Source organism: uncultured Pseudoteredinibacter sp. (assembly GCF_947502065.1).
In the GTDB taxonomy this organism is placed as follows: domain Bacteria; phylum Pseudomonadota; class Gammaproteobacteria; order Pseudomonadales; family Cellvibrionaceae; genus Pseudoteredinibacter.
Genome location: NZ_CANMYE010000005.1, coordinates 349,141 through 363,109, shown reverse-complemented (window position 1 = coordinate 363,109; position 13,969 = coordinate 349,141). Strand labels below are relative to the sequence as shown.

General features: G+C 48.0%; 15 protein-coding genes. 13 read left to right on the top strand and 2 right to left on the bottom strand.

Annotated features, from left to right (window positions below; all coding sequences use genetic code 11):
- Positions 1 to 148: 148 nt before the first annotated feature.
- From gshB to ruvX, 4 genes are read left to right on the top strand one after another with little or no spacing between them, the layout of a single operon-like run.
- Complete coding sequence (gene gshB / locus Q1A41_RS15055; RefSeq protein WP_299980644.1) at positions 149 to 1,096, top strand: glutathione synthase; 948 nt, start codon at positions 149 to 151, stop codon at positions 1,094 to 1,096.
- Between the two features lie 57 nt (positions 1,097 to 1,153).
- Positions 1,154 to 2,026: an energy transducer TonB gene (locus tag Q1A41_RS15050; protein WP_299980642.1), complete on the top strand. Its 873-nt coding sequence runs from the start codon at positions 1,154 to 1,156 to the stop codon at positions 2,024 to 2,026.
- Positions 2,027 to 2,038: 12 nt separating this feature from the next.
- Positions 2,039 to 2,608, top strand: coding sequence for a YqgE/AlgH family protein (locus Q1A41_RS15045; protein WP_299980640.1), 570 nt, complete (start codon positions 2,039 to 2,041; stop codon positions 2,606 to 2,608).
- A 12-nt stretch (positions 2,609 to 2,620) separates the two neighbouring features.
- Positions 2,621 to 3,049: a Holliday junction resolvase RuvX gene (ruvX, locus tag Q1A41_RS15040; RefSeq protein WP_299980638.1), complete on the top strand. Its 429-nt coding sequence runs from the start codon at positions 2,621 to 2,623 to the stop codon at positions 3,047 to 3,049.
- Between the two features lie 9 nt (positions 3,050 to 3,058).
- On the opposite strand, the gene Q1A41_RS15035 is transcribed toward ruvX, so the two are convergent.
- Together Q1A41_RS15035 and Q1A41_RS15030 are read right to left on the bottom strand one after the other, a co-directional pair.
- Positions 3,059 to 4,204 carry a PilT/PilU family type 4a pilus ATPase gene (locus Q1A41_RS15035; protein ID WP_299980636.1) on the bottom strand — a complete coding sequence of 382 codons (1,146 nt, stop codon included), beginning with the start codon at positions 4,202 to 4,204 and terminating at the stop codon, positions 3,059 to 3,061.
- Positions 4,205 to 4,228: 24 nt separating this feature from the next.
- Positions 4,229 to 5,263: a type IV pilus twitching motility protein PilT gene (locus Q1A41_RS15030; RefSeq protein ID WP_299775842.1), complete on the bottom strand. Its 1,035-nt coding sequence runs from the start codon at positions 5,261 to 5,263 to the stop codon at positions 4,229 to 4,231.
- A gap of 242 nt (positions 5,264 to 5,505) precedes the next feature.
- Here Q1A41_RS15030 and Q1A41_RS15025 point away from each other — a divergent pair, with 242 nt between their 5' ends.
- The 9 genes from Q1A41_RS15025 to Q1A41_RS14985 all read left to right on the top strand — a co-directional run bounded on the left by Q1A41_RS15025 (position 5,506) and on the right by Q1A41_RS14985 (position 13,954).
- A complete protein-coding gene (locus Q1A41_RS15025; protein ID WP_299980634.1) occupies positions 5,506 to 6,225 on the top strand; it encodes a YggS family pyridoxal phosphate-dependent enzyme in 720 nt (239 codons plus the stop codon).
- A gap of 57 nt (positions 6,226 to 6,282) precedes the next feature.
- Positions 6,283 to 7,107 (top strand): pyrroline-5-carboxylate reductase, encoded by an 825-nt coding sequence (gene proC, locus Q1A41_RS15020; protein WP_299980632.1) that lies wholly within the window; start codon positions 6,283 to 6,285, stop codon positions 7,105 to 7,107.
- Between the two features lie 94 nt (positions 7,108 to 7,201).
- Positions 7,202 to 7,798 carry a YggT family protein gene (locus Q1A41_RS15015; protein WP_299980630.1) on the top strand — a complete coding sequence of 199 codons (597 nt, stop codon included), beginning with the start codon at positions 7,202 to 7,204 and terminating at the stop codon, positions 7,796 to 7,798.
- Between the two features lie 22 nt (positions 7,799 to 7,820).
- Complete coding sequence (locus Q1A41_RS15010) at positions 7,821 to 8,987, top strand: homoserine O-acetyltransferase (RefSeq protein ID WP_299980628.1); 1,167 nt, start codon at positions 7,821 to 7,823, stop codon at positions 8,985 to 8,987.
- Positions 8,977 to 9,564 (top strand): methionine biosynthesis protein MetW, encoded by a 588-nt coding sequence (gene metW, locus Q1A41_RS15005; protein ID WP_299980625.1) that lies wholly within the window; start codon positions 8,977 to 8,979, stop codon positions 9,562 to 9,564. Before Q1A41_RS15010 ends, metW begins: the two co-directional genes overlap by 11 nt.
- 8 nt (positions 9,565 to 9,572) lie before the next feature.
- On the top strand, positions 9,573 to 10,025 hold the full coding sequence (locus tag Q1A41_RS15000; RefSeq protein WP_299980623.1) for a DUF4426 domain-containing protein: 453 nt from the start codon (positions 9,573 to 9,575) through the stop codon (positions 10,023 to 10,025).
- A gap of 4 nt (positions 10,026 to 10,029) precedes the next feature.
- Complete coding sequence (gene rdgB, locus Q1A41_RS14995; RefSeq protein WP_299980621.1) at positions 10,030 to 10,632, top strand: RdgB/HAM1 family non-canonical purine NTP pyrophosphatase; 603 nt, start codon at positions 10,030 to 10,032, stop codon at positions 10,630 to 10,632.
- Complete coding sequence (hemW, locus tag Q1A41_RS14990) at positions 10,629 to 11,783, top strand: radical SAM family heme chaperone HemW (protein WP_299980619.1); 1,155 nt, start codon at positions 10,629 to 10,631, stop codon at positions 11,781 to 11,783. The genes rdgB and hemW overlap by 4 nt, the downstream gene beginning before the upstream one ends.
- 191 nt (positions 11,784 to 11,974) lie before the next feature.
- Positions 11,975 to 13,954, top strand: coding sequence for an ATP-binding protein (locus Q1A41_RS14985; protein WP_299980617.1), 1,980 nt, complete (start codon positions 11,975 to 11,977; stop codon positions 13,952 to 13,954).
- Positions 13,955 to 13,969 lie beyond the last annotated feature (15 nt).

Below are 13,969 nucleotides of genomic sequence, written 5' to 3'. Positions count from 1 at the left end.
AGCAAAAATTTGCCCAGCCCTGCCCACAAGAGGATCTAACCGCCAATGTACCGCACTCACCTTACAGTACCTTGACACAAAACAGCATTTGCCTAATGTCACACAAGTTCTTATGCTTGCCACCCACCTATTTTGAAGAGGCTTGATTATGCAGGTAAAACTTGGTGTCGTTATGGACCCAATAGCCGCCATTACGTACAAAAAAGATACCAGCTTAGCTTTGTTGCTAGCAGCCGCCGAAAGGGGTTGGGAGCTGTACTATATGGAACAGGCCGATTTATACCTGGATCAAGGCCGCGCCATGGCCAATATGAAACCCTTGCAGGTTTTCGCCAACCCAGAGAAGTGGTTTGAGCTTGGCGACACAGTGCAGCAGCCCATTGCTGAGCTAAACGCTGTTTTGATGCGCAAGGATCCTCCTTTTGACTCTGAATTCATCTACTCAAGCTATATTCTTGAAGCTGCTGAGCGCGAAGGTTGCTTGATCGTAAACAAGCCCCAGAGCCTGCGCGATTGCAATGAGAAGGTCTTTGCCACCCAATTTCCAGAATGCTGCCCACCGGTATTGGTTAGCCGTAGCGACCAACAGCTGCGTGACTTTCATCAGCAGCACGGTGATGTCATTTTTAAGCCACTTGATGGCATGGGTGGAGCGGGCATTTTTCGCTGCAAACAAGATGACCCCAATGTGGGCGTCATCCTGGAAACCCTAACCCGCTTTGGCCAAGAAACCATCATGGCTCAGAAATTTATCCCGGATATCAGCAATGGCGACAAGCGCATTCTGGTTGTTGACGGTGAGCCTGTGCCTTATTGCCTAGCCCGAATTCCCGCCGAAGGGGAAACTCGCGGTAATCTAGCGGCCGGCGGCCGAGGCGTCGCTCAAGAATTAAGCGATCGCGATCGCTGGATTGCTGAACAAATTGCCCCCACCTTAAAAGACAAAGGCCTGCTATTTGTTGGCCTAGACGTTATTGGTGACTACCTTACCGAGATTAATGTCACCAGCCCTACCTGTGTGCGTGAGATTGATGCCGCTTATGGTACAAATATCGGCCAACAATTAATGGATGCGATCGCCAAGCGTATTAATTAATTTTGAATATGCTTAAAGCAGCGTTTGCTTAACCGCTTGCGCTGTTATAATCGCTTTATGTCTATAGCCGCCACACCAAGCCCAAGCAGCAATGACCGCTTGTATTTTACTGCCTTTGTCGCAGTAGCTGTGCACGCGCTTATCATTCTTGGCCTGACTTTTGATATTGATTTCGAGCCCCAGCCTGCGGCTTCGTTAAATATCACCTTGGCGACCCACAAAGATTCTCAAGCACCTGATAAAGCCGATTTTCTTGCCCAACACAATCAGCAAGCTAGCGGCAGTATTGATGAGTTACGCGAACTTACGGTAGACAAACAGGCGCCTATTGCCGACACCCAAATTAGAGACATCACCCCTCCCAGCGAACGCCTGCGCAGTGAGCAAGCCGCGCAGCAACAGAAACTCTTAGCTACCACAGGGCAAAGCCGAAAAATAAGCAGCAGCCAAGATAAGCAGCAGCGCCAGGAAAAGAGCCAGGGGGAATCTAATGTTGAACTGCTACACAGCGCCGAGATTGCCAGCCTGCATGCCAAGCTCGCACGACAGCGCCAAGCCTATGCTAAACGCCCACGCATTCGCCGCATTACCTCAGTGGCTACTCGCGCCTCGATTGATGCCGAGTACTTAAGCAAATGGGCTAGCAAGGTCGAATTTGTCGGCAACCGCAACTACCCAGATGAAGCGCTGCAGCAAGGTATTACCGGCACCTTACGCGCCGCCGTTACATTGCTACCTAATGGCAATGTGGATAAAGTTGAGATTCTGCACTCCTCAGGCCAAAAGCTACTAGATCGCGCTGCCTTGCAAATAGTTTATTTAGCCTCACCATTTGCGCCTTTCCCTCAGGAAATTCGCAAAACCACAGACAAACTGGAAATTATTCGAACCTGGCATTTTGAAATTTCCGGTTTGAGCACTAGCCGATAACAAAGGCCCGCCATGTCTACACACAAGCAAACCATGAATCTTTCCAATCAGTTCTTGATTGCCATGCCTGGTTTAAACGACCCTAACTTTGAACGCAGCCTGATTTATTTGTGCCACCACGATGACGAAGGTGCAATGGGTTTAGTGATTAACCAAGAAACGGAAGCCAAGCTCGATGAAATTCTTGAGCAACTGGATATCGACTGCGACCAAAAAATGCAGCAAAAGGTTTTGCACGGCGGCCCAGTAAGGCAAGAGCAAGGCTTTATTTTGCACAGTACCGACAACGGCCCGCACCCAAAATCAGACATCATTAGCGATGACATTGCATTGTCAGGGTCGCTGGAATTATTAGAGCACATTGCTAAAGGCAGCGGCCCCCAGCATTTTTTAATTAGCTTGGGTTATGCCGGCTGGGCGCCCGACCAGCTAGAGGAAGAGATTCAAAGCAATAGTTGGCTAACAGCGCCAGCAAACAGCGAGATTCTTTTTCAAACCCCCAGCCACTTGAAATGGCAAAAAGCTGTCGCCTCTTTAGGCTTTGATCCAGACACACTGCAATCGACAGCCGGCCACGCCTAAACAGGATTCACTATGAGCGCAGTAAAAACCGTGCTGGCCTTTGATTACGGCCTGCGTAATATTGGCTTGGCCCAAGGCAATTTATTAAGCCGCACCGCACAAGAATTAAAACCACTGAAAGCAAAAGATGGCACCCCCAATTGGGATGAAATTGCCAAGCTACTTAAAGAGTGGCAACCCGATTTAATTGTGGTCGGCCTGCCTCTCAATATGGATGACAGCGAAAGTGAGCTGAGCGCAAGGGCGAGAAAATTTGGCAACCGCATTCATGGCCGCTTTGGTATTAAAGTCGAGATGATGGATGAGCGGCTATCTTCATTTGCAGCAAAAGAAGAAGCCAGCGAAAGGGGGCAGTATGGTAATTATTCCAAGCAACCCATCGATTCAATCGCGGCACGCTTGATACTGGAAAGTTGGCTGACCAAACAAGACCAGCCTTAAAACAGCCGCTTAGAACAAGCGGCCCTTGTCATCATTATCATCACCCTGCAAAGAAAGTTCATTCGCTACATTGCTAAGGTAATCGGCATCAGTTTCTGAGCCCAACTTAATCATCAAACGTAAATCATTTGGCGAATCGGCGTGCGCCAGAGCATCTTCGTAGGTAATTTCGCCTGAGTCATAAAGCTCGTACAAAGCCTGATCGAAGGTTTGCATACCCAATTCATTGGATTTTTTCATCAGCTCTTTGAGCTCATGAACATCACCCTTACGAATCATATCTGCCGCTAACGGAGAATTCAGCATCACCTCCAAACAAGCACGACGACCATTACCATCCGGCGTAGGAATCAGCTGCTGAGCTACAATAGCACGCAAGTTTAAACTCAAGTCCATCAACAATTGATTGTGACGATCGGCCGGGAAGAAATGAATAATACGATCCAACGCCTGGTTAGCATTGTTCGCGTGCAGGGTACATAAACACAAATGCCCAGTTTCAGCGAAAGCAATGGCATGCTCCATGGTTTCTCGGGTTCGCACCTCACCAATCATAATCACATCAGGCGCTTGTCGCAGAGTGTTCTTCAGTGCGACTTCAAAAGAATCCGTATCAATACCCACTTCACGCTGGGTGACAATACACCCTTGATGCTGGTGTATAAATTCAATCGGATCCTCAATGGAAATAATATGCCCTTTTGAATTGCCATTGCGATGACCGATCATTGCGGCAAGGGAAGTTGACTTACCGGTGCCTGTCGCCCCCACATAAATAATCAAACCGCGCTTTACCATCGCCAAATCTTTAATAATGGCCGGCAATCCTAGATCATCAATTTTGGGGATAACAGTTTCAATTCTACGCAACACCATACCAGCCAAGTTACGCTGGTAAAAAGCGCTGACACGAAATCGACCAATACCACGGGCACTGATTGCAAAGTTTAGCTCGTGAGTTTGAATAAACTCTTGGCGCTGCTGCTCGTTCATTACCCCCAAAACCACTTCGCGGGTTTTCTCTGGCGACAAAGGCGTAGTGGTAACGGGTACAACTTTACCGTGTAATTTAATTGACGGCGGAACACCGGCTGTAACAAAAAGATCCGAAGCCCCTTTCTCTACCATCATCGCCAATAAGCGTTCAAATTCCATATCGGTTCCTTAAACCAAACGAGCTTAGAAGTTTTCTGGCATACGGGCTTTTTCCCGCGCCACTTCACGAGAAATAATACGCTTCTCAACCAAATCCGATAGACATTGATCCATGGTTTGCATACCAATGGCGCCACCGGTTTGGATAGCCGAGTACATTTGAGCCACCTTATCTTCACGGATAAGATTTCGAATTGCCGAAGTACCACGCATAATTTCATGCGCCGCAACACGCCCACCTTCTTGGCGCTTCATCAGCGTTTGAGAAATCACCGCCTGCAAGGATTCTGACAGCATGGAACGAACCATGGATTTTTCCTCAGCGGGGAATACATCAACCACACGGTCAATGGTTTTCGCCGCTGAGGTGGTGTGTAAGGTACCAAATACCAAGTGGCCTGTTTCTGCCGCGGTTAATGCTAAGCGAATGGTTTCCAGATCTCGCATCTCACCAACTAGGATGATGTCGGGGTCTTCACGCAAGGCCGAGCGCAATGCATCACTAAAGCTGTGGGTATCTCGATGCACCTCACGCTGGTTTACCAAGCATTTTTTAGATTCGTGCACAAATTCGATCGGATCTTCAATGGTCAAAATATGCTCATATTTATTGTCATTGATGTAATCGATCATCGCCGCCAAGGTAGTGGACTTACCCGAACCGGTTGGCCCTGTTACCAAGCACAAACCACGAGGCACAGCGGCGATCTCACGGAAGACTTGGCCCATGCCCAACTCTTCCATAGTTAAAACTTTTGAAGGAATGGTACGGAACACTGCACCAGCACCACGATTCTGATTAAAGGCGTTCACACGGAAGCGAGCAACGCCTGGCACCTCGAAAGAGAAATCCGTTTCTAGATGCTCTTCAAAGTCCTTACGCTGCTTATCGTTCATGATTTCATAAATCAGGCCATGAACCTGCTTATGCTCCATCGGCGGAAGGTTGATGCGACGCACATCGCCATCAACACGAATCATAGGTGGCAATCCAGCCGACAAATGGAGGTCAGATGCCCCCTGTTTAGAACTAAAAGCTAACAGCTCCGTAATATCCATAATGGCCTCAAAACAGCTTAAACTGGTGTCTTCCCCCACCGCAGCCCGCATCCAATAGCCAACGAGCCGAATTTAGGTGGTTTTTATTTCGCAGTCGAACAAGCTATACACCCTGCATCGCCCTTCGCTGCTACCCTCAATTATAGTTGAGGTGTTTTTCTTTGCTATACGGTAAACTTTGACCTAGAGACCCAAGAAAAGCAAATACCCATCCGCTAATTTCCACCTATTTGTGCAAAAAGATGCTCGAAGCTGCCGAAACCGTCGCTGAACGTTTAAAAATAGTGCAATCGCGCATTAATGAAGCCGCCAGTCAAAGTGGTCGTATGGCCAGCGACATTCAGCTATTGGCCGTTAGCAAAACCAAACCGCTGGTCGACATCTTGCAGGCCTATCATGCCGGGCAGATCGATTTTGGCGAGAACTACCTGCAAGAAGCTCTACAAAAGCAAGAAGAACTGGCCCAGCTCAATGATGAGACGCAAGCTGCGAACGATATCTGCTGGCATTTTATTGGCCCTATACAATCCAATAAAACGCGTGCTATTGCCGAGAACTTCAGCTGGGTGCACAGCATTGATAGGCTAAAAATCGCACAGCGCCTTTCTCAGCAACGCGACGAGCAACAGCCAGAGCTGAACATCTGCCTGCAGGTGAACCTAGATAATGAAGAGAGTAAATCTGGCTTTAGCCCACAGGAACTGCAACAACAGGCGATGGAGATTAGCAAACTGCCAAAACTTAAACTTCGCGGCTTAATGGCGATTCCAAAGCCACGCCAGGAGTATTCAGAGCAGCTTCATAGCCTGCAGCGTTTACGACAGCTGCAACAAGAGCTTAATAAGGCGGGACTTAAGCTAGACACCTTATCGATGGGCATGTCACAAGATCTTGCAGCGGCTGTAGCGGCCGGCAGTACCATGCTAAGAGTAGGTAGCGATATTTTTGGCCCCCGCAGTTAGTCACAAAACTCACCGCTAATCACAAATACAGAAAAGCCGATAGGACAAAGTAGATACATGAATAAGCAGTCAGCTAAAATCGCATTTATTGGTGCCGGCAATATGTCCAGCGCTGTTATTGGCGGAATGATAAAAGGCCGCTTCACCAGTGATCAAATAATCGCCTGCGCCCCAAGTGACAAAAACCTTAAAGCCCTGCGCGAAGAATTCTCCATTCATACCGACAACGATAATTGCCAAGCCTGTAGCGCGGCGGATGTCGTGGTACTGGGCGTTAAGCCACAAGTACTGCAGCAGCTTGCAAGCGAAATTAAACCCCATTTACAGCATAAGCCGCTGATCATCTCGCTGGCTGCCGGTATTCCAATGCAAAGCCTCAATCAATGGCTAGGTGAAGATTTGGCCATTGTGCGCTCAATGCCAAACACACCGTCACTGGTAGGTGTTGGTGCAGCGGGCTTATATGCCAATGAAAACTGTAGCGACGAGCAAAAACAACTGGCCGATGATATTCAAGCCTCTGTAGGTATCGTCAAATGGTTAGATGATGAGGCGCTTATCGACTCTGTCATCGCGGTTTCTGGCAGTGGGCCAGCTTATTTTTTTCTAGCTATGGAAGCTATGATCGCCGAAGGTATTGCCCAAGGCCTTGATGCCGAAAGCTCCGCGCAATTGTGCATACAAACCGTACTTGGGGCTGCCACGCTGGCCCAACAAAGCGATGTCGATGTTGCCGAATTGCGCCGTCGGGTTACCTCGCCTGGCGGCACCACAGCACAGGCGATTGCCCATTTTGAGGATAATGGCCTGCGCGATTTGTTTGCCGGCGCTATGCAGGCCTGCAGTGATCGCGCCCGCGAGATGGCCAAAGAGCTGGGCTAAACTGCAAATCAACGCAAAGTCAGCAGCGAGCAGAGGCGCGATAGCCTATAATTCGCTGCAAAGCTTTTAGACCCTTTTATCTAAGGAGAACATCATGGGGGCGCTCAATGAAATCGGCCTTTATGTTTTACAAACACTTGGCAGCCTATATATCGCGCTGATTGTGATTCGCTTTTTGTTACAGCTAGCGAGAGCCGATTTTTATAATCCGGTATCACAGTTTTTGGTAAAGGCTACCAACCCACTATTGCTACCATTACGCAAAATCATTCCTGGCCTATTTGGCCTCGACATGGCCTGCGTCGTACTGGCTATTGCCTTGCACTGGTTACTTATTGAAGCCTGCGCAGCGGTTGTTGGCCTTGGCTTTTTGAACCCCTTCCATGTGTTGACCTGGTCTATGGTTGGCCTATTGGGTTTGACGTTAGGCATCTATAAATGGGGCCTATTTATTTCAATCATTCTAGGTTGGATAGCGCCACATAATCCCAACCCAGCAGTGCTGTTATTGAATCAATTATTAGCCCCGATGATGCGACCATTTCGTCGTCTAGTACCGGATCTTGGTGGTTTTGACATCAGCCCAATCTTTGCCTTTTTAGTATTAGGGATCTTGGGCATTTTACTCGGCAGCTTAGCTTATGAAGTCGGTATTGGCGGCGCCATTGCAAGCCTAGTAGTTGGTGTATAACAGTGCTTGGTGTATAACGAAGATGTCCGAGATTGATGACCAAAGCGTTGGCCTAGTAGAACCTCACTGCGCTGAATTTAACGAAGCTCTTGAGTTAGCATCTGGTCGCAGGCTTGAGCAATACCAGCTAATGTATGAATGCTACGGTGAGCTTAACAGTGACGCCAGCAATGCCATATTGATTTGCCATGCCCTATCGGGAAATCACCATGCCGCAGGCTTTCATAGCTATGAAGACAGCAAACCAGGCTGGTGGGATGCCTATATTGGCCCTGGCAAGCCAATTGATACCAGCAAATTTTTTGTGGTGTCACTGAATAATATTGGCGGCTGTGATGGCTCAACCGGCCCCAATAGCATCAACCCAGAAACCCAAAAGCCTTGGGGGCCCGACTTCCCTCGCCTAAGAGTTCGCGATTGGGTAAACAGCCAGGCTCGCCTAGCCGATCTGCTTGGTATTCAATGTTGGGCAGCCATTATTGGCGGCAGCCTTGGCGGCATGCAGGCCATGCGCTGGTCGCTGGAATACCCAGAGCGCGTGAAGAACTGCATTGTTATCGCCTCCGCAATGAAGCTTAGCGCGCAGAACATTGCCTTTAATGAAACCGCTCGCCAAGCAATATGCAGCGACCCAGAGTTTGCCGAAGGCCACTATCAGCAACAAGATATCATTCCCCGCGCCGGCCTTTCGGTTGCCCGAATGATCGGCCACATCACGTATTTATCAGGTGATGGCATGGGCGAAAAATTCGGCCGACAATTGCGCTCAGGTACCTTCGAGCAAGGCCAAGATGAGCCGGTGGAATTTCAAATACAAAGCTACCTACGCTATCAGGGCGAAAAATTTTCAACCAGCTTCGATGCCAATAGCTATATCTTAATGACCCAAGCGCTGGATTATTTCGATTTAGCGCGCGAGTATGATCACGACCCAGTAAAAGCCTTTAGCCATGCGCAATGTAAATTTTTAGTGGTGTCATTTACCAGTGACTGGCGTTTTGCACCGGCTCGCTCGCGTGAAATTGCTGATGCTCTTATGGCGGCGGGTAAATCAGTGAGCTATGCCGAAATTGAATCTGACGCCGGTCACGATGCATTTTTGCTTCCCAATCAGCGTTACGAAACTGTCTTTTCAAATTATTTAAAAGGCGTTGCCCAGCAATTGGAGGCCCCTAACAATGCGCAGTGATCTTGACATCATCAGCACTTGGATCCAGCCCGGGCAAAAAGTTCTCGATCTCGCCTGTGGTGACGGTGCACTGTTGGAGCGCTTACAGGAACAAGGCGTCAATGGTTATGGCCTGGAAATTGGGCCAGAACAAATTAGTCGCTGTATTGCCCGTGGCGTAAATGTTGTAGAGCAAAACCTCGACCAGGGTCTGGGCAATTTTGCCGACAACAGTTTTGATACGGTGGTCATGACTCAGGCACTACAAACCATGCGCTTCCCGCATTTAGTATTGCAGGAAATGCTACGAGTTGGACAAGAGTGCATCGTTACCTTCCCTAATTTTGGCCATTGGCGTGCACGCTGGCACTTGGCTTTTTCGGGCCGCATGCCGGTTTCCGACTTACTGCCTTACCAGTGGTATGACACACCCAATATTCACTTTTGCACCTTCAAAGATTTTGAAGTCTTGTGTCAAGAGCTGTCGATAGAAATCATCAGCCGCCGAGTGACCACCCAAGGTAGCGGCCGCATGATCAAACAAGCCTTGCCTAATTTCTTTGGCATCACTGCCATGTATCATCTACGTAAACGATAGGTAGAAAAATGTCTTCGATAAAATCCATCCTCGCCTTATTGTTTTGTAGCTTAAGCATAAGCAGCTTCGCTCAAGAGGCCCGGGAACTCAGCAAACCTTACGAGGAATTTGGTGATTACAAAATATTCTTCAGCGTATTTAATAGCAGCTTTATTCCCGCCGAGATTGCCAAAGCCTATAACTTGGTACGCGGCTCAAATCGTGCATTAGTTAATATTGCGGTGTTAAAAAACGGCACAATTCGCGGCGGCAAAGCTGCTGTTAGCGGCAACTACAAGAATTTAATTCAACAAACCCGCGAGCTGGAGTTTATTGAAATCAAAGAGCAAAACGCTACCTATTACTTGGCAGCACTACGTTTTGATAATGAAGAAGTTTTGCACTTTCATATCGATGTAACGCCTGAGGGCTCCGAGCAAAGCCACAGCTTTAGCTTCCACCGTAAAATGAATACCGATTAAGAATATGACAAGCAATACTATCGTGCTGGCCAGCAATAACCAGGGCAAGCTCAAAGAGTTCCAAGCACTGTTTTCACCTTTGGCGATTGATATCAAACCGCAGCGTGAGCTTGGAGTAGAAGACGCCGATGAAACCGGTTTAAGCTTCGTTGAGAACGCCATCATTAAAGCACGCCACGCTTGCGCGATTACCGGCATGCCAGCAATTTCCGACGACTCCGGCCTAGAAGTCGATGCCTTAGATGGTGCGCCTGGAATTTATTCCGCACGCTTTAGCGGCGCAGAAGCGACCGATCAAAAAAATAATGCACTGCTATTGGAAAAATTAACCGGCCTTGAAGATAGCCAACGCAGCGCACGCTTTCATTGTGTATTGGTGTATATGCGCCACGCAAAAGATCCTACCCCATTGATATGCCACGCTAGCTGGGAGGGTCGTATTTTGCACGAAGCTCGCGGTGAACAAGGCTTCGGTTACGATCCTTTATTTTGGCTAGAAGAGCAACAATGCAGCTCAGCCGAGCTTGATCGCAGCTTGAAAAATAAGATTAGCCATCGCGGCCAAGCCTTGGCATTGCTGATGCGAGCCATGGAAGAAAAACGGTGAGCACTCCTGTGCGGGAGTCACTCCCTCCTCTTTCTTTATATATCCACATTCCCTGGTGTGTTCGCAAATGTCCTTACTGCGACTTTAATTCGCATCGCGCCGATGAAGAGTTGCCAGAGCAGGCCTATTGCGACAGCCTAATAGAAGACCTGCAACAAAGCAGAGAACTGAGCCAGGGCCGCGCATTACAATCTATCTTTATAGGCGGCGGCACACCAAGCCTGTTTAGCCCCCATGCCTTTGAACGCATTTTAACTGCCTGTAAAGAGATAGTGGGCTTTGAACAAGATATCGAAATCACCATGGAGGCGAATCCCGGAACCGCAGAGCAACAACGCTTTTCAGGTTACCGGCAAGCTGGCATCAATCGCCTTTCAATAGGCGTACAGAGCTTTGGTGACGAACAACTTAAGGCCCTGGGAAGAATTCACAGCGCCGAACAAGCCAGTAAAGCCATGGAGATGGCCCGCAAAGCCGGTTTCGATAACGTTAACTTGGATCTTATGCATGGCCTGCCCCAGCAAAGCGTTGAATCAGCCAAACAGGATTTGCTAAAAGCCATTGCCTTAGAGCCAGAGCATTTATCTTGGTATCAGTTAACTATCGAACCTAATACCGAATACTATAAGCGCCCCCCCTTATTGCCGATAGATGACGAGCTAGCCGAGATTCAGATACAGGGGCAGGAGTTACTGGCTCAACACGGCTACCAGCAATATGAAATTTCGGCTTATAGCCGAGGCCAACAAAGCCGACACAACCTTAATTATTGGACCTTCGGCGATTATCTAGGCATTGGCGCGGGCGCACATGCAAAAATCAGCCGCCAGCAAACCGTAAACCGACATTGGAAAACTCGCTTACCTGCCCACTATTTGGACAGCCATCGTAGCTACACCGCTGGCGAAGAGCTAGTACAGGGTGAGCAGCTGATTCTAGAATTTATGATGAACGCGCTGCGCCTAAGCGATGGTTTTGAGTTGGATCTTTTTGAGCAACGAACCTTTTTACCACTCTCAGTGATAGAGCCGCAGCTTGCAAAGTTAGAGTCTGAAGGATTTATTAACATAGCGTGCGGCGTGCTTAGCCCAACCGATTTGGGCCAACGCTTTTTAAACGATGTGATTGCGCGCTTTCTGCCAGCGGACTAGTGTGCGGCGCAAACTAGTCCTCACACTTCTCTTCGCCTAGGCGGCTCATTTTAGAAAGAGCCGCCTTTAGCACTTGGCATATTTTGTCATGTCGATTAATCTGTAATAGCTTTGCAAGCCAGCAATTAGAAAATAACGTATAACATCATTGCACTAGCCGTTATCAATAGGGAAGCCGTGAGCTCATTAATATGTGGGATCTCAATAACAGCGCCAATCAAAATTCACTCACCGTTAGGCTACTTGCTTGGATTTTGCTTATTAGCTCCGGCATCACACTGATCGCTGTGGTGGTTCAGTTACGCACCTCATTTCAAGATGACCTCAAAGAGCTGGACTTAAGGTTAGAGCAGATTCGAATCAGTACTTTATCCAGCATCACGAAAAGCTTATGGAATTTTGACGAAGAGCAACTTCGCCTGCAGGTTAACAGCATGCTCGCTGTCAACGATGTAGTGCAAGTTACCGTTAATTGGACCAATTGGGATGATCACCCAAGAGCGATAACCGCCTCCGATCAAGCCGAACCCATGGGCGAGCGACAAATGACCCGTGTATACCCCTTGGTATATAGCGACATCAATACTCACGAGCAACATCTTGGTGACCTTAGCATCGTGGTAAGCCTGGACAGTGTTTACACTAAGCTTTGGCAAAGGGCGCGATTTATTATTGCCATGCAGTTCACCAAATCGCTTTTGGTATCTCTGGCCATCTTCTTTTTGATTCGCAGCCTGTTTACCCGACATCTGGCTCATATCGCCAATTACGCTAGTAATTTGTCCCTTCGCAATTTGAATCAACCCTTACAGTTGGGACGTAAAAATGAACAAAATGATGAGTTAGGAAATGTTGTTCGCGGGTTCAACATCATGCGTACTAGTCTACTGCGAGATATCGAGATGCGCCGTAGCATGTCTCAGCAGCTGGTACATGAGCAACAACAAAAACTGGATTTTATTAAACAGCAACAAGAAGCCGAAAGTGCGAGCCAGGCAAAAAGTTTCTTTTTGGCTGCCATGAGCCATGAAATTCGCACACCCATGAACGGCATCATCGGCATGACCGAGTTACTGGGCGATACAGACCTTGATGAAACTCAACAACACTATGTCAACATCATGCGTCGTTCGGGCGATTCCTTGATGCATATTCTAAATGATGTTTTAGATTACTCGAAGATCGAAGCCAATAAGGTAGTGTTTGAAAACTACCCTTTTAACTTGCATGACTTACTTGATGACTGTAGCCAAATCTACACCCGCCAAGCCCAACAAAAGGATCTCAATTTCCGTACAGTACGCCACCCCTCTGTACCCAACAAGGTTGTTGGTGACCCCACTAGATTAAGACAGGTCATCGTTAATCTATTAAGCAACTCAGTAAAATTTACCGACCGTGGCCAAGTCATATTATCCGCTCGCCTTGAAAAGACCGATAAGCAATATGTGTTGATCCGATTTACCATTAGCGATACTGGAATCGGTATTACTGAAAACTCGATAGCCAATCTATTTGAACCCTTCAAACAAGCCGACACCAGCACCACTCGTCGTTATGGCGGCTCAGGCTTAGGCCTAGCCATCTGTAAGCGCCTTGTCCAAATTGCACATGGTGATATTGGGGTTGAAAGCGAACTGGGTGAGGGATCTACTTTTTGGTTTACTTTTCAGCTACAGCTACAAGAAGAAGAAAAAGAGGTGCTACCCAATCACGCGGATGGCGGCAAAGTTGATTCAGGCTCACCCGTCAGCCTACCCCAGGCTAGCGACGGTTTAAATGTAATGCTTGTAGACGATAATAGTGTCAACATTATCGTTGCCCAAAAAATTCTAGCCAAATTTAATATTGAACCTGTGATTGCCAACAACGGATTAGAGGCAGTTGAGCTTTTCGAGCGCTACCCAGGTAAGTTTCCTCTGATTCTCATGGATATCGAGATGCCCATTATGGACGGTATTAAAGCCACTCATATTATTCGAGAGTTTGAATCCGAAAATGATGTCCGTGCGTGCCAGATAATTGCCTTAACGGCCCATGAAAAGGGTGAGCACACGGATAATGCCTATACGGCGGGTATAAACGATCACCTCAGCAAACCTCTTACAATAAAAGCATTTGCTGAGTTGTTTAATCGTATCGGGATAAAGGATATGAGCAATAGCGAATAGCCTGCATGCAACAGG

What these genes read in the sequence shown, in the direction of transcription:
- Q1A41_RS15030 (WP_299775842.1), bottom strand. Translation starts at nt 5,263, where the DNA reads ATGGATATTACGGAGCTGTTAGCTTTTAGTTCTAAACAGGGGGCATCT.
- Q1A41_RS15035 (WP_299980636.1), bottom strand. Translation starts at nt 4,204, where the DNA reads ATGGAATTTGAACGCTTATTGGCGATGATGGTAGAGAAAGGGGCTTCG.
- Q1A41_RS15045 (WP_299980640.1), top strand. Translation starts at nt 2,039, where the DNA reads ATGTCTACACACAAGCAAACCATGAATCTTTCCAATCAGTTCTTGATT.
- Q1A41_RS14985 (WP_299980617.1), top strand. Translation starts at nt 11,975, where the DNA reads ATGTGGGATCTCAATAACAGCGCCAATCAAAATTCACTCACCGTTAGG.
- gshB (WP_299980644.1), top strand. Translation starts at nt 149, where the DNA reads ATGCAGGTAAAACTTGGTGTCGTTATGGACCCAATAGCCGCCATTACG.
- Q1A41_RS15025 (WP_299980634.1), top strand. Translation starts at nt 5,506, where the DNA reads ATGCTCGAAGCTGCCGAAACCGTCGCTGAACGTTTAAAAATAGTGCAA.
- Q1A41_RS15050 (WP_299980642.1), top strand. Translation starts at nt 1,154, where the DNA reads ATGTCTATAGCCGCCACACCAAGCCCAAGCAGCAATGACCGCTTGTAT.
- ruvX (WP_299980638.1), top strand. Translation starts at nt 2,621, where the DNA reads ATGAGCGCAGTAAAAACCGTGCTGGCCTTTGATTACGGCCTGCGTAAT.
- Q1A41_RS15010 (WP_299980628.1), top strand. Translation starts at nt 7,821, where the DNA reads ATGTCCGAGATTGATGACCAAAGCGTTGGCCTAGTAGAACCTCACTGC.
- metW (WP_299980625.1), top strand. Translation starts at nt 8,977, where the DNA reads ATGCGCAGTGATCTTGACATCATCAGCACTTGGATCCAGCCCGGGCAA.
- Q1A41_RS15000 (WP_299980623.1), top strand. Translation starts at nt 9,573, where the DNA reads ATGTCTTCGATAAAATCCATCCTCGCCTTATTGTTTTGTAGCTTAAGC.
- proC (WP_299980632.1), top strand. Translation starts at nt 6,283, where the DNA reads ATGAATAAGCAGTCAGCTAAAATCGCATTTATTGGTGCCGGCAATATG.
- rdgB (WP_299980621.1), top strand. Translation starts at nt 10,030, where the DNA reads ATGACAAGCAATACTATCGTGCTGGCCAGCAATAACCAGGGCAAGCTC.
- Q1A41_RS15015 (WP_299980630.1), top strand. Translation starts at nt 7,202, where the DNA reads ATGGGGGCGCTCAATGAAATCGGCCTTTATGTTTTACAAACACTTGGC.